A 22,928-nucleotide genomic window follows, 5' to 3' on the forward strand; every position below is an offset into this window, starting at 1 on the left:
CCTGACAGACCACTACGAGCTGACGATGCTGCAGGCCAGCCTGGCCGACGGCACGGCGCAACGCCGCTCGGTCTTCGAGCTGTTCGCCCGCCGCCTGCCGGACGGCCGCCGGTACGGCGTGGTGGCCGGCGTCAACCGGCTGCTCGACGCGCTCGAGCGGTTCCGTTTCGACGAGCAGACGATCGCCTTCCTGGCCGATCGCGGCGTCGTGGACCAGGCTACCCGGGACTGGCTGGCAGGCTACCGGTTCACCGGCGACATCTCCGGGTACGCCGACGGCGAGATCTTCTTCCCGGGCTCCCCGGTGCTCGTGGTCGAGTCGTCGTTCGCCGAGGCAGTACTCCTGGAAACCGTTTTCCTCTCGATCCTGAACCACGATTCCGCGGTCGCCTCGGCGGCATCCCGGATGACCTGGTGGGCCGGTGGGCGGCCCTGTATCGAGATGGGCTCACGCCGTACCCACGAAGAGGCCGCAGTCGCCTCCGCGCTGGCGGCGTACATCGCGGGCTTCACCGCGACCTCGAACCTGGAGGCCGCCCGCCGCTTCGGCATCCCCAGCACCGGTACGGCGGCGCACTCGTTCACACTGCTGCACGATCGCGAGCGGGACGCGTTCCGGTCCCAGGTCGACGCGCTCGGCAAGGGCACCACGCTGCTGGTCGACACCTACGACGTCGCCGAAGCCGTCCGCACCGCGATCGAGCTGACCGGACCCGAACTCGGCGCGGTCCGGCTGGACTCAGGCGACCTGCCGTCGCTGGCCGGCCAGGTCCGCGAGCTGCTCGACTCGCTCGGCGCGACCAAGACCCGGATCATCGTCACGAGCGACCTGGACGAGTTCCAGATCGCCGCGCTCGCCCCGGCGCCGGTCGACGGCTACGGCGTGGGTACGTCGCTGGTGACCGGCTCGGGGTACCCGACCTGCGGGTTCGTGTACAAGCTGGTCGCCCGCGAGGACGAGAGCGGCACGCTGGTCCCGGTCGCGAAGAAGAGCCCGGACAAGATCTCGATCGGCGGCCGGAAATGGGCGCTGCGGCGGCGGTCGGCGGCCGGGGTCGCGGAGATCGAGCTGATCGGGGTCGGCGAGGAGCCGGTCGACGACGGTGACGACCGGGTGCTGCTGAAGCCACTGGTCGAGGCCGGGAAGATCATCGGCCGGACCACCCCGGCGGAGTCGCAGGCGTTCCACGAGAAGGTTCGCGACGAGCTCCCCCGCTCCGCCAGCCAGCTGAGCCGCGGCGAGCCGGCCATCCCGACGGAGTACCAGGGCGACTACGACGCGCGCAATCCGTTCCATCCGCGGAGTCACACATGAGCACCGCACCCGGCAAGGAGGGCTGGTCGGCGGACGCGCCCGCTGACGAGGCCGATGTGTTGGTCGCGCTGCGGTTCGCGGAGCGGGCGACCCGGAAGGCTGTGGCTGAGGAGCTGGCCGGGAGCGGGTTGCACACCGGGCAGGAGCTGGTGCTGGCGAAGCTGCTGCACCACGGTTCGCTCCCGGTCGCGAAACTCGCGAAGGTGCTCGATGTCGAAGTACCGACCGCGACCAAGACCACCCAGCGGATGGAGGCCGCCGGCCTGGTGCGCCGGATCAAGAGCGCCTCCGACGCCCGCCAGGTCGGCATCGAGCTCACCGACCGCGGCGTCGAGCTCGCCCACACGGTCCAGGAGATCTACGACCGCGCCGGCCGCCGCGCGCTCGCCGCCCTCTCCCCCGAAGACCGCCGCGTCATGCGCAACCTCCTCTGGACCATCACCACCACCCTCGAGCCCTGAGGTGTACGCCGACCGGCGGCGCGCCTAGATCGGAATCCCCGGGAGGCTCGGCGGCGCCTCGAAGCTCCGCCGCTGCCAAATAGTGATCCCGGCGGCACCGGCGACAAAGACGGCCGCGAACAGCCAGAAGTGGTCGGCCACGTCCCACGGCAGGACCTCGGCGAGGATCAGAAGTAGAACCTCGGAGAGGAGCCCCAGGAGGAGCAGCCCGATGGCGACGACGAAGGCGGCCTCCATCTCCGGGGTCGCACGGCCGCGTCGCAGCCGCCAGCCGCAGACGACGATCGTGACGAGGCCGCTGGAGGCCAGGACCAGCGCCAGGATGTCGGGTCCGCTCCCGTTGACCGGAGCCCTTGTGGTCTCCTGGGCGGCGCCGTGGCCCGTGATCTCGGTCAGCCGGCCTCGCCAGACCGTGCCCACCACCCGGTCGCCGTCGGCGAGCTTCTCCAGGACAGGGCCGCTGTGGCCGAAGCCCGTGATCCACCTGACGCCCGACGCGCTGGTCAGTACAGCGCTGCGCTCGCCCCTCTTGGACTCCGGTACGACATGAACGTCGGAAACGGTGAACTCGTCGGTCCACCGGCATTCGGCCGGTGCAGACGGAGCCACCGTGCAGGGCCGCGCAGTCTGGTACGCGTGGAGCTCGCGGGCGTTGTCCGGCGCCACCACAGTGCTGAGATCGGCAGCGAAACCGACCAGGGCAACACCACCCAGTAGAGCGAAAATCGTCGTGCGAGTCGTGTCGAGGATCCCCACATCTCAATGACGCAGGCGACAGGCTCGGCAGTTGCTGTCCGCCGGTGTGATCCACGCAACACCGTCAGCGACCCGCTCCTAACGATTCGGCGTCGCCGGAGAGTTTCTGGGCCAGCCAGACCGGGATGACCGAGATCAGGATCAGGGCTGCTGCGACGACGTTGACGATCGGGGCCTGGTTCGGGCGGAAGAGGTTGTTGAAGATCCAGATCGGCAGCGTCTGCACCTCGGCGCCCGCGGTGAACGTGGTCACGACGATCTCGTCGAACGACAACGCGAACGCCAGCAACGCGCCGGCCAGCAAGGCCGACCGGATCAGCGGGAAGGTCACCAGCCGGAACGTCGTGAACCCGGAGGCGCCCAGATCCGCGGACGCCTGCTCCAGCGCGACCCCGGTACGGCGCAGCCGGGCGATCACGTTGTTGAACACGGTCACGATGCAGAACGTCGCATGCGCGATCACGATCGTGAGGAACCCGAGCTGCCACCCGAAGATGGTCCGGAACGCGTTGTTCAGTGCGATCCCGGTGACGATGCCCGGCAGCGCGATCGGCAGGATCACCAGCAGCGACACGAAGTCCCGGCCGTAGAACCGGAACCGCTGCAGCGCGAAGGCGATCATCGTGCCGAGCACCAGCGCGACCACGGTCGCGGCCAGCCCGACCCGTACGCTCACCCAGAGCGCGTCGAGGGCGCCCTGGCTGTCGGCCGCGCGCCGCCACCACTCGAGCGTGAACTCCCGCGGCGGCCAGGCGAAGGTGTTGCTCACGTTGAACGAGTTCACCAGCACGAGCAGCAGCGGCACGTAGATCAGGCCGAGGATGACCGCGGTCAGGATCCGCAGCACGATCCGGGTCGAGCGCGACATCGTCATCAGAGGCTCTCCATCGCTCCGGTACGACGTACCGCGGCCAGGTATACCACCATCACCACGACCGGGATCGTCGCCACCGCGGCCGCGAACGGCAGGTTGTTTGCCGCACCAACGTTGTCGTACACAACGTTGCCGAGTAGCTGATTGGTGCCACCGACGATCCGGACGGCGATGTAGTCACCCAGCGTCAGACTGAACGTGAAGATCGAGCCCGCCACCATCGCCGGCACGATGGTCGGCAGCACAATCCGCCGCAGCGTCTGCAGGGTCCGGCCGCCGAGGTCAGCCGATGCCTCCAGCAACGAGTTGGGCAGCCGTTCGAGGCCGGCGTAGATCGGCAGGATCATGTACGGCAACCACAGGTAGGCCAGCGTCACCACGGTCGCGGTCAACCCGTACCCGGGTGACTTCAGCCCGACCGCCTCGAACGCCGACGACACCAGCCCACCCTCGGAGAACATCCCGCGCCACGCGTACGCCTTGACCAGATAACTGGCCCACAACGGCATCAGCACCGCCACCAGCAGGAACCGCCGCAGCCCCGGCCCCGCCACCTTCGACATGTACATGGCGATCGGAAACGCCACCACCGCATCGATCACAGTCACCAGTAGGGCAACCCCGACCGTCCGCAACGCGATCGTCCGGTACACGTCGACCGTGAACAGCGTCTTGAAGCTGTCCAGCGTCCACACCCGCTCGATCTCGCCGGTGAACCCGTTCTGCGTCCACAAAGCAGTAACGAACAACGCCGCCAACGACCCGAGATAAGCAACCCCGAGCCAAACCATCGGCGGCCCCAGCAAGACCCCCAACCGAGCCCGCGCCCGACGAGTGCTCATCCTTTCACTTGGGTCCAGGCTTGGGTCCATTTGCTGTAGTCGGTGCATTTGACGTCGGTGCGGCCGTCGAGGCATTGCTCGATCGGGGTGGTCCAGTACCAGATCTTCTCGGCGTAGGACGCGTCGCCGGCGTGGTAGGTCGTGCAGTGGTTCTTGTCGGCGGTCAGGGCGCAGGCCTTGCCGTTGGCAGGGGCCTCGCCGAAGTACTCGGCGACTGCTGCGTTCGCCTGCGGGCTGATGATGTGGTTCATCCACAGGTAGGCGCAGTTCTTGTGCTTGGAGGTCGCGCTGACCATCCAGGTGTCCGACCACCCGGTCACGCCTTCGGTCGGGACCGTGACCTGGACCGGCACCTTCTCACCGGTCACGATGTTCGCGATCACCTGCCACGTGGTGCCGACGACCGTGTTGGCGCTGGTGAACGCCTGCGCCGCCTTCAGGTAGTCCGACCAGTACTCCGACACCAGTGTCTTCTGCGTCTTGAGCAGATCCACGGTGGCCGCGAACTGCTTGTCGTCCAGCGCGTACGGGTTCTTGATCCCGAGATCCGGCTTGGTCGCCATCAGGTACATGGCCGCGTCGGCGATGTAGATCGGCGAGTCGTACGCCGTCACCGTGCCCTTGTACGGCGAGCTCGCGTCGAACACCACGCCCCACGAGGTCGGCGCCGGCTTGACCTTGTCGGTGCGCCACATCAACAGGTTCGCGCCCCACCCGTGCGGGATGCCGTACATCTGGCCGTTCACCGAGTTCCACGGCCGGTTCTTCAGGAACGGGTAGACGTCCGCGTAGTTCGGAACCAGGTCGGTGTTCACCGGCTCGACCTGTCCGCCCGCGATCAGCCGCAGCGTCGCGTCGCCGGAGGCCGACACCACGTCGTACTGCCCGGTCTTCATCAGCGTGACGGCCTCGTCGGAGGTGCCGAACGTCTTCACCGTCACCTGGCAGCCGGTCTGCTTCTCGAACGGCGTCACCCAGTCGACCTTCGGGTCGTTCGAGCCGTCCTCGGCGTACCCGGGCCAGGCCAGCACGCTGAGCTTGCCCTCCCCGGCTCCGAGCTTGTCCAGCTTCGGCAGGTTCGGGGCGGAGAATCCGTTGCTGGCCTTGGCCGAGGAGTCGCCGCCGCCGGAGGTGCCACAAGCGGCCGCGACCAGGGCGAGCACTGCCAGGCTCGCCGCTACGCTGATCTTCTTCATCTCTAGCTCCCTGATGGGTTTCGGGGCGGAGACTGCTACTGCGGACCGCCGATCGCGACGGTGTTCTCGCGGGCCCAGGTCAGCCGGACCCCGGTTCCGCGAAGTTCGAGCTTGTCCTGCACCGATCCGTGCTGGTTCTGCTGCAGGACGATCAGCGAGCCGCCGGCGTCCAGGTCGACGACCGTCTGGGTCGCCGACCCCAGGTACACGACCTCGCGGACCACCCCGGTCGCCGTACACGTCCCCGGTTCGGCGGTGGTGTCGCGCAACTGCAGCCGGATCTTCTCCGGACGGACCGTGAACAGGCCCTCGGTCCCGACGACCGCCGCCGCGACCTCCCCCTCGAGCAGATTGGACGTACCAACGAACCCGGCGACGAACGCGCTCGCCGGGTGTTCGTACAGCTCCACCGGCGTGGCCAGCTGCTCGATCCGGCCGCCGTTGAACACGGCGATCCGGTCGCTCATGGTGAGTGCTTCCTCCTGGTCGTGCGTGACGAACACGAACGTGATGCCGACATCGCGCTGCATCGCCTTCAGCTCGATCTGCATCTCGCGCCGCAGCTTCAGGTCGAGGGCGCCCAGCGGTTCGTCCAGCAGCAGCACCTTCGGCCGGTTCACCAGCGCCCGCGCGAGCGCGACGCGTTGCTGCTGTCCCCCGGACAGCTGACTCGGCCGGCGGTCGCCGTACCCCTCCAGCCGGACTGTCTCGAGCGCCTCGACAGCCCGTGTACGGCGACTCCGCCGGTCGACCCCCTTCACCCGCAGCCCGTACTCGACGTTCTGCAGCACACTCATGTGCGGGAACAACGCATAGTCCTGGAAGACCGTGTTCACGTCCCGCGCGTACGGCGCCCGGTCGGTCACGTCCGTGCCGCCGAGCAGGATCCGCCCGGCCGTCGGCACCTCGAAGCCGGCGATCATCCGCAGCACCGTGGTCTTGCCGGAGCCGGACGGGCCGAGCATCGAGAAGAACTCGCCCTCGGTCAGGTCGAGATCGATCCCGTCGACCGCGGTCACTTCGCCGAACGTCTTGCGCAGACCGCGCAGGCTGACCGCGGCGGCATCCGTCGCCACGGCCTGCACCTGCGCGTCCACCGAAGTCATCCGATCGCCGACATCACGTGCTTCACCCGGGTGTAGTCCTCGACGCCGTACAGCGACAGGTCCTTGCCGTGACCCGAGTGTTTGAAACCGCCGTGCGGCATCTCGGCCACCAGCGGGATGTGCGTGTTGATCCAGACGCAGCCGAAGTCGAGGGCCTTGGACAGCCGCATCGCCCGGGAGTGGTCCGCGGTGAACACGCTCGAGGCGAGCCCGAACTGTACGTCGTTGGCCTTGCGCAACCCGTCGTCCTCGTCGGCGAACGACTGCACGGTGATGACCGGTCCGAACACCTCGTCCTGGATCATCTCGTCGTCCTGCTGCAACCCGGTGACGACGGTCGCCTCGAGGAAGTAGCCGTCGGCAAGCGCTCCGCCCGGTCGCCGGCCGCCGAGCGCGATCGAGCCGTGCTCGGGCATCCGGGCCAGGAACCCGCGGACCCGGTCGAGCTGCAGGCTGCTGTTCAGCGGACCGAACAGCGCGTCCTCGTCCCCGGCAAGCCCCGGCTTCGCGTTGTCCCGGGCCCAGTCGACCAACGCTTGCACGAACGAGTCGTGCACCGAGGCATGGACCAGCACGCGGCAGGCCGCCGTACAGTCTTGGCCGGCGTTGAAGTAGCCCGCGATCCCGATCGCCTCGGCCGCTGCGGCCAGGTCCGCGTCGGGGAAGACCAGCACTGGCGCCTTGCCACCCAGCTCGAGGTGCGTGCGCTTCAGGTCGAGAGCCGCCGTACTCGCGACCTCCGAACCGGCTCGGGTCGAACCGGTGATGCTGACCAGGCCCGGCGTCGGATGTGCGACCACGGCCTGACCGGTTGCGCGGTCGCCGCAGACGACATTGAAGACGCCCGGCGGCAGCACCTCGGCCGCCATTTCCGCGAGCAGCGACGTCGTCACCGGTGTGGTCTCGGCCGGCTTCAGCACCAGCGTGTTCCCGGCGGCGAGGGCAGGCCCGATCTTCCAGACCGCCATCATCATCGGGTAGTTCCACGGCGTGATCTGCCCGACGACGCCGATCGGTTCGCGGCGGATCCACGACGTGTGGCCGGCCATGTACTCGCCGGCCGACTTGCCTTCGAGCATCCGCGCAGCCCCGGCGAAGAAGCGCAGTTGATCGACCATGACCGCGAGCTCCTCGGTCCTGGTCAGCTCGATCGGCTTGCCGGTGTTCTGCGACTCGGCGGCGACCAGGTCGTCGCCGCGCGACTCGACCAGGTCGGCGAACCGGAGCAGCATGCGTTGCCGCTCGGCCGGCGTGATCCCGCCCCAGCTCGGCACGGCCGCGGCCGCAGCCCGGTACGCCGCGTCCACGTCCTCCTCGCTGGACAGCGGAGCCGTCCCGAAGACCTTGCCGGTGGCCGGGTCGACCAGCTCACTGGTCGCGCCGCTCTGCGCGTCCCGCAGCTCTGCATTGATCAGGTTCCGCACTGTTCTCATCAGCACTCCCGAACGCTGGTTGAGCGTAAACATATGAAATCAGATGTTAAAGTTCAAGCGATCGACGACAATGTCCGCGAGCTGTTTCGAAGTCGTGTCGTGAGGGCGGGTGAGACCGGATGGCGCTGCGGTTCTACGGCAGTGGCGCGGCGGCGGTGTTCGCACCGCTGGAGACGCTGAGCCGCTCGGAACTGGTGGCCCGCCGGCTGACCGACGCGATCGCGCTCGGCCTCGTCCCCGACTCCGGGCAACTGCCGGGAGAGACCGACCTGGCCGGCATCTTCGGGGTGTCGACCACCACGATCCGCGAGGCGCTGTCCTCGTTGCGGCAGCGCGGCCTGATCGATACCCGGCGGGGTCGCGGCGGCGGCAGTTTCGTCCGCGCACACCAGGAGATGTCCAACGCGATCGTCCGCGACCGGCTGGCCGAGCTGAGCCTCGCGCAACTGCGGGACCTCGGCGACCACTACAGCGCGATCGCGGGGACGGCGGCGCGGCTGGCAGCCGAGCGCGCGACGCCGGACGACGTACGGCGACTCACGGCGGTCTGCGACAGTCTGGAGAACGCCGAGGGCCTGGGTGGACGCCGGCGCGCGGACGCGCAGTTCCACATCGAGGTGGCCGCGACCGCGCAGTCGACCCGGCTCTACCGGGCCGAGGTGAGCCTGCAGGCCGAGGTCGGCACGTTGCTCTGGCTCGCGTTCGGCGACGACGAGAGCCACCGCCGGACGGTGGAGAGCTGCCGTGAGGTGGTCGCCGCGATCGGCCGTACCGACGGCGACGCGGCCCGGACCGCCGCGGAGGAACGCGTGGCCGACTCGACGGCACGCCTGATCGACCTCAGACTGGCGTTGGAGGACACATGAGCACAGAGTCTTTGACCCTCGACGCCGGTCTCGAGACGGTGCTCGAGCTGGTCGAGTCCGTGGTCGGGGAGGCGTTCGGGCTGGCCGAGCAGATCGGCGCGGCCACCGCGGCCGTCTTCGACCGGCAGCCGACCGTCCGGCGTGCCGACCTCGGCGGCGTGGTCGAGCTGGTCCAGCCGGCGCTCGAGGCACCGGCCGCGTTGATCCAGGGCGCCGGCTTCGTCGCCGCGATCGACGCGCTGGCCGATGCCCGCTGGTGGCTCGAGTGGTTCATGCTCAGCAACGGCGTCACCGAGCGTTTGATCGTCGACACCGACCCGCACGGCGAGAACTTCTACGACTACGAGGCCCTGCCCTGGTACGACGTACCGCAGCGGACCGGCCACCGGCACATCACCGGCCCGTACGTCGACTACCTCTGCACCGACGACTACACGCTGACATTCACCGTGCCGGTCGTCGTCCGGGACCGCTTCGCCGGCGTGGCCGGAGCCGACGTCCGGGTCTTCACGTTCGAGAAGGCGATCCTGCCGTGCCTGCGGGCGACCCACCGGAAGGTTGCCATCGTCAACGATCAGGGCCGGATCGTGCTCAGCAACAGCGCCCGCCACGTCGGCGGCACGCTCCTGCGGACCCCGGCCCCGGAGTACCGGATCGAGGACCTCCCGCTGTCGCTGGTCGAGCTCAGCTCCTAGGCAGGAAAGTATCGAGGTATTCGTTGCGGAACTTACCCGCCGGGTCGTACTTCGCCGCGAGCTCGATGAAGTCCTTGACCTTCGGGTACCGCTCGGCCAGTGTCGCGGCATCGGCAGCGAAGACCTTGCCCCAGTGCGGTCGTACGTCGAGGGACGCAAGCGCCTCCTCGATCGCAGCGACGACCGGGCGGACCGCGACCTCGTCCTGGATCCACGTGAAGTGCAGCGCCACCGTGTCCCGGCCCTGGCTCGGGCTCAGCCACAGCTCGTCGGCCGCGATCGTCCGCACCTCGGACACCTGGATCACCGGCGTGAACTGGTTGCCCAGGGCCCGTAGTACCTCGACCGCCTCGGCCGCCCGGTCGCGCGGTACGAAGTACTCCGACTGCAGCTCGTCGCCGTTGCTCGGGGTGAACTCGAGCCGGAAGTGCGGCAGCCGCTCGTTCCACGGACCCGGTACACCGCCCTGCTGGGTCGCGTAGTCGGCCGGCATCCCCTTGATCGGGTGCCGCGGCCCGTCGGCGAGACGCGCGCCCAGCCACTCCGCCGAGGGCTCGCCGAGATCGCGTGACTTCCGCCAGACCATCACGTCCGGGTCGACCCAGTCGGTGAACGCGCTGACGCTGTACGCGCTGCCCATCACCGCGTCGAAGTCCGACCCGAGGCGCTCGACCGGCAACCCGTCGTACACCACCTGGCTGAGCTGGTACGACGGTTGGACTTCCAGTGTCATGCTCACCGTCACACCGAGCGCACCGAGTGAGATCACCGAGCCGGCGAAGTCCTCGTCGTCACGGGTCAGCGTGACGAGCTCGCCGCCGGCGTCGACGAACGTGATCGCGCTGACCGCGTCGGCCAGCGGCCCGTTCCCGACGCCAGACCCGTGCGTCCCGGTCGAGCAGGCGCCCGCCACCGAGATGTGCGGCAGCGACCCGAGGTTGTGCAGCGCGAGCCCCTGGGCCTCGAGCGCGGCCGTGATCTCGCCGTACCGCAGCCCGGCCGACACCGTCACCCCGCCCTCGCCGACCTCGACGGTCGCCGGCAGGTCCTGCACGCTCACCAGCGTCCCGGCGCTGTCGGCGATCCGGTTGAACGAGTGCCCGGTGCCGAGCACCCGCACCTTCTCCGCCGCCGCGACCAGTTCCTGCAGCTCCTCGACGGACCGAGGCCGCTGCAGCTCACTGGCGAATCTGACGTTGCCTGCCCAGTTGGTCACGCTGCTCATGGCGTCAGCCTCGCACACGCGGGACACTCACGAACCCGGCAGTTCCAGCTTCTGGTCAGCCCGCCGTGATTTCATGTGCCCGATGTACGCCTTCCTGATCGCCGCGTTCTGGTTCGTCGTGTTCGCGGTCAGCTTCCTGCGGGACCGGCGGCTGTTCAAGAACGGGATCTTCCTGGTCCTGACGCTGATGTTCGCGGGCATCGGGATGATCTTCGTCGTCGACGCGTTCAACGACACCGCGGCCCGCTGGCTCGTGCTGGCGATCCTCGGCGTGATCCCGCTGGCGATCGCCGTCCTCGCGGTGTTCCTGGTCGTCAACGGCATCACGATGCTGCGCCGGGAGGGCCGTCGTCCGAAGAACCTGCTGTCGCTGCTCGCGGGACTGGGCATCATCGGTTTCGTCGTGTTCAGCGTGGCCGTGCAGAAGATCGGCTGGGAGCCGCTGGCGGCGCTGCGCTCGGTGCTGATCGGGGTGCTGACCTACATCGCGTTCCTGTTCGTCTGCTTCCTGGTGTACGCGTTCGTCTACAGCCGGGTCCGCTCGTCCCGGAAAGTCGACTACGTGATCGTGCTCGGCGCCGGCCTGCGCGGGTCGCGGGTCCCGCCACTGCTCGCCAGCCGGCTGGACCGCGGCAAGCAGGTGTACGACCGGGCGCTGCGCCGGGGCCGTACGCCGATCATGATCACCTCAGGTGGGCAGGGCCCCGACGAGGAGGTCCCCGAGTCGCACGCGATGGCGTCGTACCTGATCGAGCGCGGTGTCCCCGACGACCAGATCCTGCGTGAGGACCGGTCGACCAGCACGCTGGAGAACCTGACCTTCAGCCGCGAGCTGATGGTCGCGCGGACGCCGAAGTACCGCTGCCTGATCGTGACGAACAACTTCCACGCGTTCCGGGCCGCGATGACCGCGCGCAAGGCGAAGGTCAACGGCCAGGTGATCGGATCCCCCACCGCGGCGTACTACTGGCCGACGGCAACGATCCGCGAGTTCGTCGCGATCCTGTTCAGCCACCCGTACCTGAACGGCGGCATCTGCCTGCTGATCGCCGCCGCTGCGATCTCCCAGCACGTCTAGCGCAACATGAGTACGGCGGCGACCACGCCGGCCAGCACGATCAGCACACGGAGCAGGGTTGCCGGGAGCCGGCGGCCGATGTGAGCGCCGACGTACCCGCCGACGATGGAGCCGGCCGCGAGCAGGCCGCTCGCGGTCAGGTCGAGGTCGGCGATGAACACGAAGATGATGCTCGCGACCAGGTTCGCGGCCAGCAGCGCGAGCGTCTTGAGACCGTTGACGACCCGCAGCTCCAGGTCGAGCCCGAGACCGAGGACGGCCATCATCATGACGCCGGCGCCGGCGCCGAAGTAGCCGCCGTACACACCGGTCAGCGCGGTGAACACAATCGTTGCCGGCGACATCGACGGCCGCAGTCCGTGTTGATGATCGGACCGGGCGCGCAGCCAACGGGCGATCCAGGGCTGGACGCCCACGATCAGGCAGGTGAAGAGGATCAGCCACGGCGCCGCCGATGCGAACACGCGCGACGGCAACGCCAGCAGCAGCGCAGCGCCGCCGATCGCGCCGACGGCACAGATCACCACGACGGCAACCAACTGATTGCGCGGCACCTCGCGCAACTCGCGCCGATACCCGAATGCGCCACTCAGTGCGCCGGGCAACAGCCCGAGCGTGTTCGACGCGTTGGCGACCACGGGCGGGATCCCCAGCGCGATCAGGACCGGAAAGCTCAGCAGCGACGCGACACCGACGGTCGAGGTCAGGATGCCTGCACCGAACCCGGCAGCGATCACCGCCACGTGCTCCGCGCCCGTCATGCCGCCCACCCAATCACACCCGATCCGGTGAGACGTCCGTTGCTGGTTGATCCGTGGACAAGGCAGACTGCGGTGGGTGACCTCTCAGCTACGGATCGAGCTGCTGGGACCGTTGGGGGTGTACTGGCAGGGTCGCCAACTGCCCGTCGGCGCGCAGCGGCTGCAGACGTTGCTGGCGGTGCTCGCGCTGCGGGCCAACGAGGTCTGCACCCCCGAGGAGCTCCTCGATCTCGTCTGGCAGGACAACCCTCCGGGCACCGGTCTCAAGGTGCTGCCGCCGTACGTCTACCGACTGCGCCGGGTGCTCCCGCCCGACGTCCTCGACCGTACGCCGGAGGGCTACCGGCTCCGGCTCGCCGCGGACGCGCTCGACATCACCTCGTTCGAGTCCGCGGTCCGTACGGCGACCGAGCATCGCGAACGCGGTGATCTCGATGCCGCGGCCGACGAGTACCAGCGCGCGCTCGACCTCTTCCACGGCGATCCGCTGGCCGGGCTCCCGGGTCAGTACCTCGCGGCGCAGCGCCGGCGACTGATCGAGCGGCGCGACAAGGTCTTCAGCGACCGGGTCGATCTCGACCTGGACCGCGGGCGCCCGGCCGAGGTGGTCGCCGAACTCATCCCAGCTGTTGCGCAACGGCCGTTCGACGAACGCCTCGCAGGTCAACTCATGCGGGCGCTCGCAGCGGACGGCCGGCAGGCCGACGCCCTCGACGTCTACTCGCACACGCGGGATGCGCTCGTCGACCAGCTCGGCGTCGAGCCCGGCCCCGCGCTCCGCACGATCCATCAGACGATCCTTCGCAACGACGAGCCGGCCCAGACCCGCGACGAACTCCCGTACGCCGGTGCCACGTTCGTCGGTCGCAGCGCCGAGCTCGCGCAGCTCGCCGAGGGCCTTGGCAGCACCGGCGCAGCCGTCCCTCCGATCGTCGCGATCGACGGTATGGCCGGAGCCGGCAAGACGGCGCTCGCGGTCAACACCGCACGACAACTCGCATCGCGGTACCCGGATGGTCTGCTCTTCGTCGACCTGCACGGCCACACCGCGGGCCGCCGGGCACTCGACGTCAAGGCCGCGCTCGACCACCTGCTGACGGGTGTCGGCGTACCGGGGACGAGCATCCCGCACACCTTCGAGAAGACCCAGGCCCTCTGGCGTACGACGGTGGCCGGCCGGCGCCTGCTCGTCATCCTGGACAACGCCCCGGACAGTACGACGGTCGCGCCGTTGCTGCCGGGATCGCCGACGTGCGGCGTACTGATCACCAGTCGCAACCAACTCACCGGTGTGGACGTCCGGGACCGGCTGCACCTCGGACTGCTCGCGGCCGACGATGCATCTGCCTTACTCGCCCAGCTCGTCGGCGCCGAACGGGCCGCCGCAGATCTTGCTGCTAGCAACGGTCTGATCGAGCGCTGCGGCAACCTTCCGCTTGCACTCCGGATCGCCGGTGCGCGGCTGCGTCATCGCCCGTCCTGGACCGTTGCCCACATCAACCAGCGCCTCGACCGGGTCGGCCGACGGCTCACCGAGCTCACCGCCGACGGCCTCGGTATCGCGGCCGCCTTCCAGCTGTCCTACGACCAGCTCGGCCCGGCCCAGCAGCGGATGTTCCGCCTCCTCAGCCTGCTCCCCGGCCGCGACATCGACCAGTACGGCGCGGCCGCGCTCGCGGACTGCTCCCCCGACGAGGCCGCCGATCTGGCCGAGTCCCTCGTCGACGCCAACCTCCTCCTCGAACCCACTCCCGAGCGCTACCAGTTCCACGACCTCATCCGCGATCACGCGACCGACCTCGCCCGCAGTACGGAGTCGCCGGCCGACCTCGACCGGGCCACCGACCGCCTGCTCGAGTACTACCTGCAGGCCGGCAACCACCCACTCGCCCGCCGGATCGGCTCAGTGTATCTACCGCTCGGCGAGCGGCCGGCCGTTCACGTGCCGACGCTCGACACGGTCGAGCGATCGCGGGCTTGGGCCGATGCCGAAGCGAGCAACCTCGCTGCTGCTGTCGAGCGCGCCGCTGCCGAGGGCAGGGACACCTACACCTGGATGCTCGCCCTGACGTCCGAGCGGTTCCTGCGCCTGCGCGGCCTGATCCAGCAGCAGGGAGTCGTCCTCAGTAGCGCGCTGGAAGCCGCCCGGCGGCTGGGCGACCGTGAGGTCGAGGCGCGAGTCCTGCACGCGACCGGCCGGCTGACCCGGTCGAACCAGGGATCAGCGGCCGCGGTGGAGATGTACCGCGTGGCACTCGACCTGCTGCCACCCGATGCGGATCCGTTGATCCGGGTGCAGCTCAACATCGGTCTTGCGCTGTGTCTGCAGGTTCTGGATCCCTTCACCGAGGCGCTTCCGTTGCTGCAGGAGGCCACCCGGATCGCCCGCGAACAAGACCACGCCGCCTTGCTCGGGATGACTCTCGCCGCGACCGGGATCCTCTACGGCAACGCCCACCAGTTCGAGTTGGCTTGCGAGCACCACGAGGAGGCCCTGACGATCCTGCGGAAGCTCGGGCCGTCCGGCATGATGGCCGACGTGCTGAACGGACTCGCGATGAGTTCGCTCGCGCTCGGCCGGGCCGACGACGCGGTCGCAGCATCCACCGAGGCCTACGAACTGTCGCTCGAACTCGGCAACACGTTCAGCCTTCCGTACGCGCTGGCCAACCTCGGCAAGTCCTACCGGCTTCGCGGCGATCTCGAGCGCGCGGTGACCGCCCATCGCCAGAGCCTCGAAGCGGCGGAGCGAACCGGCGGGCTCGCCGCGCAGTGGACGATGAAGCTCAATCTCGGCGCGAGCCTACTCGCGATCGGCGACGCCGACGCTGCTCTCGTGTACTACGAACAGGTCCGGCAGGAGACCACGGAGGCCAAGGACAACCTCTACCTCCTGGAGTCGTTGGAGGGCCTGGCCGACCACGCCACCGCAACCGACGACGCCACGGCGGCCGTCGAATACCTCAACCAAGCCCTGTCCCTGGCCGACGAACGCTTCCCGGCGTACGCGGACGGTCTACGCACCAAGCTTCACTCACTGAACTGACGCAATCTAGCCAGCGGGGACAGGCTCAGGCAGAGCGGCGACAGGAACAGCGCCAGCGTCGCGATCAACAGCGCGGGCCGGGTGCCCAGCCCGCCCGCCGCGGCGCCGCCGAGCAACGCACCGAACGGCGTCAGGCCCAGCCCGAGAAAGTTGATCGTAGCAACGACTCGGCCCTGCACCTGCAAGGGCGTGACCAGTTGGCGGATTGCGGTCACCGCGACGTCGACGGACTGGCTGAGGGCGCCGTACAAGATGTTGATCACGATCAGAGCGGCGATCGTCAGCGGGCCCGAGCCGCGCAGTGTCGACGTAGTGAGCATCACCAGGTCCGAGATCAAGGCGGCGAAGACGACGACCGGGCCGTAGCCGAAGCGTCTCGGCAACCAGGCGGAGAGCAACGAACCGATGAGTACGCCGGGGCCGAAGGCGGCCAGCACCAACCCGACGACTGCGCTCGGCAGGTCGAGGGTGCGGGTCAGGAACAGCAAGTAAACCGTCGTCAGCGCGGTGAAGCCGAACTGGTACACACAGGTCGCGGCCGCGATCGCCCGCAAGGACTTGTCGTGACGGACGATCCGGAGGCCTTCGCCGATCTGGCGCAGGACACCTGTCCGCGGAACACCGGTCGTCGTGCGGTTGCCGATCCGGGCAACCGACAGACTCGAGAACGCGAACAGCACCGCGCTGGCCAGGACCGCGATCGGTGCAGTCAGCAACGACACCAGCCCGCCGCCGAGCGCCGGCCCGGAGATCTGTGCGGCCGATCGCGTGGTCTCGAGCATGCTGTTGCCTTGGGCAAGCTGATTCCGCTCGACCAGGCGCGGCAGCGCGGATTGATAGGCCACGTCGAAGCAGACCGTGAACAGGCCGGCCACGAAGCCCACGACGTACAGGAACGGCAGCCCGAGCCCCAGCCCGAGCGGACCGAGGCGAACACCAGCGCCCGGCCCAGATCCGCGGCCACCAGCACGGTCCGGAACCGCCAGCGGTCAACGAGTACGCCGACCACGAGCGAGAACAGCAGGATCGGGACTTGCTGCACGGCACGCAGTACGCCGAGTTGTGCGGCGGCCGCGCCGAGCGAGGTGACCGCGACCAGCGGCAGGGTCACCTGAGCGGCGAAACTTGCGAGTTGAGATGCACTCTGGCCGATCCAGAGCCGAACGAAATCACGATGCGTCCACAGCGACATGACGAAGCCTCAAGGAAAGGTGCCGCTCCGCGACGACTGCTGCAGGCGGCACGCGATGACGGTGACGGTCAGCGCGTGCCCGGTTGACCGGGCATCCCCAACTCCTCGAAGGCTTCGACTCGGACGGCCAGCCTAACGGACCTCGACGGTGGCTGTTGGGCTTTTTTGGATGTTGCGGCCGTCGGTGACCTCGAGGTGGTAGGTCATCGTCTTGCCGCTGGCAAGGCGTGAGTCGGTGACGGTTGTGACCGTCGGCTTGGTCCAGGAGTTCGACGTACGCGACCAGCTGCCGATGCGCGTGCTACCGCGGTACAGCAGGTAGGTGAGTGCGAGGTTGTCGCGGTCGAGCACGGTCGGGAAGCTGATCGTGACCTTGTTGGCCCGCGCGCTCGCGACCTTCGGCGCGGCCGGCCGGACCGGGGCTGCTCCGCCCGGAATGCTGGTGAATCGCGTCAGGCCTTCCTGCGGTACGCCGTTCACCTCGGTGAAGTCGCCTCCGGCCCACAGATCGTTGCCCCCGGACGCGAACGCCAGCGGCCCGACGAGCGTCTCCCCGCCCGCGTCGGTGTTCGGGAACCACGGGCCGAGCTTGCCGGTGATCGTGCTGTAGACGAGCAGGTGGTGCATCCCGGTCTTGTCCGGGAAACCGCCGTCCGCGCTGCAGTTGTGCGCGTGCGAGCCCTTGTAGAGCCAGTTGCCGATCGCCTTGATCGCTTCGGTCGCGCCTTGGCAGTGGCTCTGCCAGAGCAGCTTGCCACTCGTCGCATCCGCGGCCAGTACGCCGTCGTAGCAGCTGACGCTTCCGGTGCCGGCGTTCGACGCGAAGACCTTGTTTCCTTGGACTTCGAGGTCCTTCACGCGACTGTCGCAGCCCTCGGTCTTCGCCGGGATCGCCCCGGCCGCGCGCATCGACAAGACGGCGCCGGTCGTTGCGTCCAGCATCGCGAGGGCGTGATCGTTGCGGCCGCCGATCCGGGTGAAGCCGCCGCCGACGAACACCCGATCGCCGTCGGTCGACACTTCGATCGCGTGGACGTCGTCGTTCGCGTCGGGGCTCCACGGCAGCAGCGTGCCGGTGTCGAGCCTGACCGCGGCAAGCCGGCTGCGGGCCATCTTGTCGACCAGGCCGAACGAGCCGCCGAGGTAGACCGTCTTCGCGGTGACCTTCAGCGCCGCGACCCGGAAGTTGACGACCGGGTCCCACCCGGACACCAGCTTGCCGGTCGCCGTGTTGAACATCGCCACATGCGACCGCGGCACCCCGTCGACGACGGTGAAGTCACCGCCGATCACGACCCAGCGGCCGTCCGGCGACGTGTCGACGCTCCACACCGGCCCGTTGACCTGCGGCGCGAACCGCGTCGGTACGCCGGTGGTCCGGTTGAGCACCACGAAGTACTTCCGCGCCACGTCACCCACACCGCGGGCCTTCCCTGGCGGCCGGACGCGGGTGAACAGACCGCCCGCGAACACCAGGTTGCCCGTCGCTGCGACCGCGTTCACGCTCGCGTTCGTCTGCCACGACGTCTGCTCCACCGACGACAACGCCGAGCCGAATCCACGCGGCTCGGTGTGCGCCTGCCCAGCCGACGCAGCCGACCCAGCCGACTCGGCCGCTTGCACCGCGGGCCCTGAAGGGACCAGGGCGGCGGCGACCACGGCCGCGCCGGTGACAACTGCCAGGACAGCCTTCTTCATGAGCGAACCCCCTTGGGCCCGCTCCGGCGGAAGATGCCGACCCATGACTCGGTGACTATGCGCGGTCAAACGATAACTGTCAGCTCACCTTGTCGCGAAACCAGGTCCCCCCACGCGCCACTGGATCGGCCGTTATCCCGGCACCGGCTTCGGCGTGACCAGGCCACGTCGTACGGCGATGCCGGCCGCGACCACACCGACCGCGATCGTCACGAGCGCACCCAGGATCAGCGCGGACGGCTCCCCGGGCTGGAGCACGTGCAACGTCGTACCGACCGTGGCCGCCGCGACCGGGACTCCGAGCTGGGCCGATGCCAGTACGCCGAGGCTCAAGGGCTGGCGGGTCAGCATCCCGGACAGGTGGCTGATCACGGCGCCGAGGCCGAGCGCGATGCCGAGCCCAAGGAACTCCGGTTTCGTCGCGAGCTCCCGTAGGTCGAGCGACGCGCCGAGCCAGACGAAGAACACCGGCCCGAGGAACCCTTCGGTCAGCGCGAACAGCTGCCGCGCCAACCGCCGCGGCTCACCCACGGCCGCGACCGCCAGCCCGAGGACGAACCCGGCCAGCATGATCGACACATGCGTCGCCGTCGCCAGACCGGCCAGCGCGAACAGCACGATCAGGCTGACCCGCAGTTCGATCGCGAACTGGCGGTCCTCCGACACCTTGTGGGCCCGGTGCCGGGCGCCGGACCGCTCGGCCCAGTTCAGCAGGAAGTACGTCACCACACCCGCGCCGACCACCGCGAGCGCACCGAGCGCCGCCCGGCCGGCATGCGGCGGATCGATTGCCAGCGGCAGCGCGACGATGCAGGCGGCATCGGCGACCGCGACCTGGGGCAGCAGCTCGACCACGGGCCGCCCGCCGAGTCCGAGCGAGTCGACGATCGGCAGCACCAGCGCCGCGGACGAGGAGGCCATGAGTACGGCGTACAGCGCGACGTGCCCGGTGTCGAAGACCGCGTTCAGCGCATACGCCAGACCGGTCGCGACGATGCCGGCAATCACCGCCCGCAGCAGCCCCGGCCGGATCGCCTTGCGCAGGCTCTCGTCCCGGACCGGAACGTGGGTGCCGGCAACGAACATCACCAGCCCGAACCCGATCTCGGCGAGGAAGGTGAACTTGTCGTCGGACGCGACGAAGTACCCGAACCCCGTCTTGCCGAGGACGACGCCGGCCAGCAGCTCGCCGAGCACCACCGGAAGGTGCCAGCCGCGCGGCAACGCCAGCAGCGGACCGATCAGACCCACCGCGACCACCACCGCCAGCACGGTGAAGCTCACCGCAGCTCCTTTCCCCGGAGAGCGCCATTGTGCTCCCACCCGACTGAGATCCCGCGGAGGCGGACGGGTTGCATTGCATTTGTTAGTCGGCTAAGTTTTCTGATTAGCCGACTAACAAATACCGGAAGGACGGGTCATGGACCTGGGATTCAAGGACGCGGCGGTGCTGGTGACCGGCGGATCGTCGGGGATCGGGCGGGCGACGGCGATCGCGTACGGCGCCGAAGGGGCGCGGGTCGCGATCACCTACAACTCGCGCAAGGACGCGGCCGAGGCGGTCGCGGCGGAGATCGAGGCGGCGGGCGGTACGGCGTACATCGTCGGTATGGAGCTGGGCGTGCCCGAGACGATCGCATCAGCGGTCTCGTCCGTTGTGGAGCACTGGGGCGGGCTCGACGCCGTCGTGGGGAACGCGGTCGACTGGGGCCACGCCGGGTTCCACGAGCGGCCAACGAAGGTCGAGGACGGGCCGGCGGAGTGGTGGGTTCCGATCATGCGGGCCAACCTGGAAGGCAACTACCACCTGGTCCAGCAGGTCGCGCCGGCGCTGCGGCGGTCCGGTCACGGGCGGCTCGTGCTGATCTCGACGGACCTTGCTGAGCGCGGCCTGCCGGGTTCGTGGCCGTACAGCGCGGCCAAGGCCGGACTGCACGGACTGGTCGCGAGCGTGCAGCACGATCTCGGTGCGGACGGCGTACTGGTCAACGTGGTCATGCCGGGCATCACGCTCGAGAACGGCGAACACCGGGTGATCCCGAAGCCCGCGCTCGAGCAGATCGCGGCCGGGTTCACCGCGCGGCACCTGCCGGAGACGACCGAACTCGCGGACGCGATCCTGTTCCTGACCTCGCCGCGGACCAAGGCCATCCAGGGGCAGATCCTGCGGGTGACCGGCGGGAACCTGCTTCCTGCCTGACGCGCAATACCGCCGTGACGGCGTCGACGCTTGTACCGTGGGCAGAGGGAACTCCCCGATGAAGGAGCGTCGCAATGGCCCGGGCTTTGATCGTGGTGGATGTGCAGAACGACTTCTGCGAGGGCGGAAGCCTGGCCGTCGCCGGCGGCGCCGACGTTGCGTTCCGGATCGGCGAACTCCTCCACCAGTGGCACGAGGCGGAGCCCGACGACCGCCAGTACGCGTACGTCGTTGCCACCCGCGACCACCACATCGACCCCGGCGACCACTTCTCCAGGGAGCCCGACTACGTCAACTCGTGGCCGCGGCACTGCGTGGCCGGGACGGACGGGGTCAGCTTCCATCCGAACCTCGACCCGCAGCCGTTCGACGCGATCTTCGACAAGGGCGAGTACGCGGCGGCGTACTCCGGGTTCGAGGGGAAGTCCCACGAGGGCGGTCACGCCCTGGCCGACTGGTTGCGCGGCAAGGGCGTGACCGACGTCGATGTCTGCGGAATCGCTACCGACTATTGCGTCCGCGCTACTGCCCTGGACGCTCGTAAGGAAGGCTTCGACACAACCGTCCTCATCCATCTGACGGCGGGTGTCGCTCCCTCCAGCACCGAGCAGGCGTTGACCGACCTGCGCACGGCCGGGGTCAACGTCACCTGACCGGCGCGCCCGGGCCGAGAGGGATGCCCAAGGCCCACCACGCCAGGAAGAGCAGGGTCCACGCGATGGTCATCGCCACGGCGAGCGGCACGGTGTACGACGCCAGCGTGCCTACGCCGGCGTCCTTCCGGTAGCGCTGCAGGAAGCCGAGCGCCATCACGAAGTACGGGCTCATCGGGGTGATGGCCGTCGAGCCCGAGTCGGCGATGCGGAACAGCGCCTGCGTGGTCTCGGCGGGGACGTTGAGCAGGAGCATCATCGGAACCAGGATCGGCGCGGTCAGCGACCACATCGCCGATCCGCTCGTCACCAGCACGTTGATCACCGTGAGCAGCGCGAGGATGCCGAGGAAGATCACCACCTTCGGGGCGCCGAGGTCGCCCAGCCAGCGGGCCGATTCCGCGGACAGCAGGTCGCCGATGTTGCTCCAGTCGAAGTACGCGAGGAACTGCGCGATCGCGAAGAACAGCACCAGCACCGGCGCCATCTGCTTGATCCCCTCGGCCATCAGCTTCGGTACGTCGGCCGCGCGCTCGATCGCCGTCACGGTCACGCCGTACGTGATGCCGACGAGACCGAACAGCACGGCGACCACCATCGCGATCCCGTCCAGGAACGGGGAGTCGACGATGCTGCCGTCCTTGCCGCGTAACGGGGAATCGTGCGGCAGCAGTACAGCGACGATCGCCACCGCGGCGACCAGGAACACGATGCCGGCGCGGCGCAGACCCTTGCGTTCGGCAACCGATACCGCGAGCTGATCGGGATCGTCGCCCGGTGCGTCGGGGTCCGCGTCGAGGTCGGCGCGCTTGCTCAGGACCAATCTCGTGACCAGCGTGATGACCAGCGCCAGCAGGATCGACGACGCGATGTTGAAGAACCAGTTCGACAGCACCGAGACGTGTGCGTCCGGGTCGATCGTCTTTGCGGCCGCGGTGGTGATGCCGGCGAAGATCGCGTCGTTCGGCGTCGGGATCGGGCTTGCGTCGTACCCGGAGGCGATCGCGGTGTAGGCCACCACGATGCCGAGGATCGGCGACCGACCCACCGCCCGGAACGCGAGCCCGCCCAACGGCACCAGGATGATGTACGCCGCGGCCGACGCCACGTGGGCCATCGTGCCGGCGAACGCGACCGCGAACACCACCATCGACGTCGGCACGCGGGACACGCTGACCCGCATCAGCGCCTGCAGGAATCCGGTCCGCTCGGCCAGCGCGACGCCCATGATCACGACGACGATCGTCGCCATCGGCGGGAACTCGGCGAAGTTCGAGATCGCCGTCGAAACCGCCATCTGCAGGCCGTCGCCGGACAGCAGGTTCTGTACCGCGACCTCCTTGCCGTCCTTCGGTGAGAGCACCGAGACGTCCAGCGCCGACAGGATCGCGCTGACGACGGCGAGAATCGCGGACAGGATCCAGAACAGCCAGAACGGATGCGGCAGTGCGTTCCCGACCCTCTCGATGACAGCCATCGCCCGGACCAGCCGGGGTAGCTCCCTGCGGTCGGTGGTTGTAGCCGTGCTCAT

Annotated in this window: 21 protein-coding genes; 9 read left to right on the forward strand and 12 right to left on the reverse strand. The window is 68.9% G+C overall.

The annotated features are described in order from the left end of the window. The first annotated feature begins 25 nt into the window (after nt 1-25). Both ABT313_RS02885 and ABT313_RS02890 read left to right on the forward strand, forming a co-directional pair. Nucleotides 26-1,315: a nicotinate phosphoribosyltransferase gene (locus ABT313_RS02885; RefSeq protein WP_502883944.1), complete on the forward strand. Its 1,290-nt coding sequence runs from the start codon at nt 26-28 to the stop codon at nt 1,313-1,315. Next, nucleotides 1,312-1,776, forward strand: a complete 465-nt coding sequence (locus ABT313_RS02890; RefSeq protein ID WP_350847982.1) for a MarR family winged helix-turn-helix transcriptional regulator — start codon at nt 1,312-1,314, stop codon at nt 1,774-1,776. Before ABT313_RS02885 ends, ABT313_RS02890 begins: the two co-directional genes overlap by 4 nt. A gap of 24 nt (nt 1,777-1,800) precedes the next feature. Here ABT313_RS02890 and ABT313_RS02895 read toward each other — a convergent pair whose 3' ends face one another. The 6 genes from ABT313_RS02895 to ABT313_RS02920 all read right to left on the reverse strand — a co-directional run bounded on the left by ABT313_RS02895 (nt 1,801) and on the right by ABT313_RS02920 (nt 7,983). Then, nucleotides 1,801-2,532, reverse strand: a complete 732-nt coding sequence (locus tag ABT313_RS02895; protein ID WP_350847984.1) for a hypothetical protein — start codon at nt 2,530-2,532, stop codon at nt 1,801-1,803. A 64-nt stretch (nt 2,533-2,596) separates the two neighbouring features. Next, nucleotides 2,597-3,406, reverse strand: a complete 810-nt coding sequence (locus ABT313_RS02900) for an ABC transporter permease (RefSeq protein WP_350847986.1) — start codon at nt 3,404-3,406, stop codon at nt 2,597-2,599. After that, on the reverse strand, nt 3,406-4,248 hold the full coding sequence (locus tag ABT313_RS02905; protein ID WP_350847988.1) for an ABC transporter permease: 843 nt from the start codon (nt 4,246-4,248) through the stop codon (nt 3,406-3,408). Before ABT313_RS02905 ends, ABT313_RS02900 begins: the two co-directional genes overlap by 1 nt. Then, nucleotides 4,245-5,444 (reverse strand): ABC transporter substrate-binding protein, encoded by a 1,200-nt coding sequence (locus tag ABT313_RS02910; RefSeq protein ID WP_350847990.1) that lies wholly within the window; start codon nt 5,442-5,444, stop codon nt 4,245-4,247. Before ABT313_RS02910 ends, ABT313_RS02905 begins: the two co-directional genes overlap by 4 nt. A gap of 35 nt (nt 5,445-5,479) precedes the next feature. Next, complete coding sequence (locus ABT313_RS02915) at nt 5,480-6,550, reverse strand: ABC transporter ATP-binding protein (protein WP_350847992.1); 1,071 nt, start codon at nt 6,548-6,550, stop codon at nt 5,480-5,482. After that, nucleotides 6,547-7,983, reverse strand: a complete 1,437-nt coding sequence (locus ABT313_RS02920; RefSeq protein WP_350847994.1) for a gamma-aminobutyraldehyde dehydrogenase — start codon at nt 7,981-7,983, stop codon at nt 6,547-6,549. Before ABT313_RS02920 ends, ABT313_RS02915 begins: the two co-directional genes overlap by 4 nt. Nucleotides 7,984-8,102: 119 nt before the next feature. Between ABT313_RS02920 and ABT313_RS02925 the strand changes: the two genes are divergently transcribed. After that, complete coding sequence (locus ABT313_RS02925; protein WP_350847996.1) at nt 8,103-8,849, forward strand: FadR/GntR family transcriptional regulator; 747 nt, start codon at nt 8,103-8,105, stop codon at nt 8,847-8,849. Then, nucleotides 8,846-9,544 carry a cache domain-containing protein gene (locus tag ABT313_RS02930; protein WP_350847998.1) on the forward strand — a complete coding sequence of 233 codons (699 nt, stop codon included), beginning with the start codon at nt 8,846-8,848 and terminating at the stop codon, nt 9,542-9,544. Before ABT313_RS02925 ends, ABT313_RS02930 begins: the two co-directional genes overlap by 4 nt. Here the strand turns inward: ABT313_RS02930 and ABT313_RS02935 are convergent. Then, entirely contained in the window at nt 9,534-10,769 is a 1,236-nt protein-coding gene (locus tag ABT313_RS02935; RefSeq protein ID WP_350848000.1) for a D-arabinono-1,4-lactone oxidase, read from the reverse strand. The genes ABT313_RS02930 and ABT313_RS02935 overlap by 11 nt on opposite strands. Nucleotides 10,770-10,851: 82 nt before the next feature. On the opposite strand from ABT313_RS02935, the gene ABT313_RS02940 reads away from it, so the two are divergent. Further along, on the forward strand, nt 10,852-11,847 hold the full coding sequence (locus ABT313_RS02940) for an ElyC/SanA/YdcF family protein (RefSeq protein ID WP_350848002.1): 996 nt from the start codon (nt 10,852-10,854) through the stop codon (nt 11,845-11,847). On the opposite strand, the gene ABT313_RS02945 is transcribed toward ABT313_RS02940, so the two are convergent. Then, on the reverse strand, nt 11,844-12,608 hold the full coding sequence (locus ABT313_RS02945; RefSeq protein ID WP_350848005.1) for a sulfite exporter TauE/SafE family protein: 765 nt from the start codon (nt 12,606-12,608) through the stop codon (nt 11,844-11,846). The genes ABT313_RS02940 and ABT313_RS02945 overlap by 4 nt on opposite strands. A gap of 76 nt (nt 12,609-12,684) precedes the next feature. On the opposite strand from ABT313_RS02945, the gene ABT313_RS02950 reads away from it, so the two are divergent. Continuing rightward, complete coding sequence (locus ABT313_RS02950) at nt 12,685-15,654, forward strand: AfsR/SARP family transcriptional regulator (RefSeq protein ID WP_350848007.1); 2,970 nt, start codon at nt 12,685-12,687, stop codon at nt 15,652-15,654. On the opposite strand, the gene ABT313_RS02955 is transcribed toward ABT313_RS02950, so the two are convergent. Beyond that, nucleotides 15,639-16,538 carry an MFS transporter gene (locus tag ABT313_RS02955; RefSeq protein ID WP_350848010.1) on the reverse strand — a complete coding sequence of 300 codons (900 nt, stop codon included), beginning with the start codon at nt 16,536-16,538 and terminating at the stop codon, nt 15,639-15,641. The two genes, ABT313_RS02950 and ABT313_RS02955, sit on opposite strands and share 16 nt — an antisense overlap. On the opposite strand from ABT313_RS02955, the gene ABT313_RS02960 reads away from it, so the two are divergent. After that, complete coding sequence (locus tag ABT313_RS02960; protein WP_350849881.1) at nt 16,446-16,769, forward strand: hypothetical protein; 324 nt, start codon at nt 16,446-16,448, stop codon at nt 16,767-16,769. The two genes, ABT313_RS02955 and ABT313_RS02960, sit on opposite strands and share 93 nt — an antisense overlap. A 209-nt stretch (nt 16,770-16,978) precedes the next feature. Here ABT313_RS02960 and ABT313_RS02965 read toward each other — a convergent pair whose 3' ends face one another. Then, nucleotides 16,979-18,544: a fibronectin type III domain-containing protein gene (locus tag ABT313_RS02965; RefSeq protein ID WP_350848012.1), complete on the reverse strand. Its 1,566-nt coding sequence runs from the start codon at nt 18,542-18,544 to the stop codon at nt 16,979-16,981. A gap of 132 nt (nt 18,545-18,676) precedes the next feature. Beyond that, nucleotides 18,677-19,828 carry a cation:proton antiporter gene (locus ABT313_RS02970; RefSeq protein ID WP_350848014.1) on the reverse strand — a complete coding sequence of 384 codons (1,152 nt, stop codon included), beginning with the start codon at nt 19,826-19,828 and terminating at the stop codon, nt 18,677-18,679. A 136-nt stretch (nt 19,829-19,964) separates the two neighbouring features. Here ABT313_RS02970 and ABT313_RS02975 point away from each other — a divergent pair, with 136 nt between their 5' ends. Together ABT313_RS02975 and ABT313_RS02980 are read left to right on the forward strand one after the other, a co-directional pair. Continuing rightward, nucleotides 19,965-20,744 carry an SDR family NAD(P)-dependent oxidoreductase gene (locus ABT313_RS02975; protein ID WP_350848016.1) on the forward strand — a complete coding sequence of 260 codons (780 nt, stop codon included), beginning with the start codon at nt 19,965-19,967 and terminating at the stop codon, nt 20,742-20,744. 74 nt (nt 20,745-20,818) lie between these two features. Beyond that, complete coding sequence (locus ABT313_RS02980) at nt 20,819-21,397, forward strand: nicotinamidase (protein ID WP_350848018.1); 579 nt, start codon at nt 20,819-20,821, stop codon at nt 21,395-21,397. Here the strand turns inward: ABT313_RS02980 and ABT313_RS02985 are convergent. Next, nucleotides 21,390-22,928 carry an AbgT family transporter gene (locus tag ABT313_RS02985; protein ID WP_350848020.1) on the reverse strand — a complete coding sequence of 513 codons (1,539 nt, stop codon included), beginning with the start codon at nt 22,926-22,928 and terminating at the stop codon, nt 21,390-21,392. The genes ABT313_RS02980 and ABT313_RS02985 overlap by 8 nt on opposite strands.

Source organism: Kribbella sp. NPDC000426 (assembly GCF_040300265.1).
In the GTDB taxonomy this organism is placed as follows: Bacteria; Actinomycetota; Actinomycetes; order Propionibacteriales; family Kribbellaceae; genus Kribbella.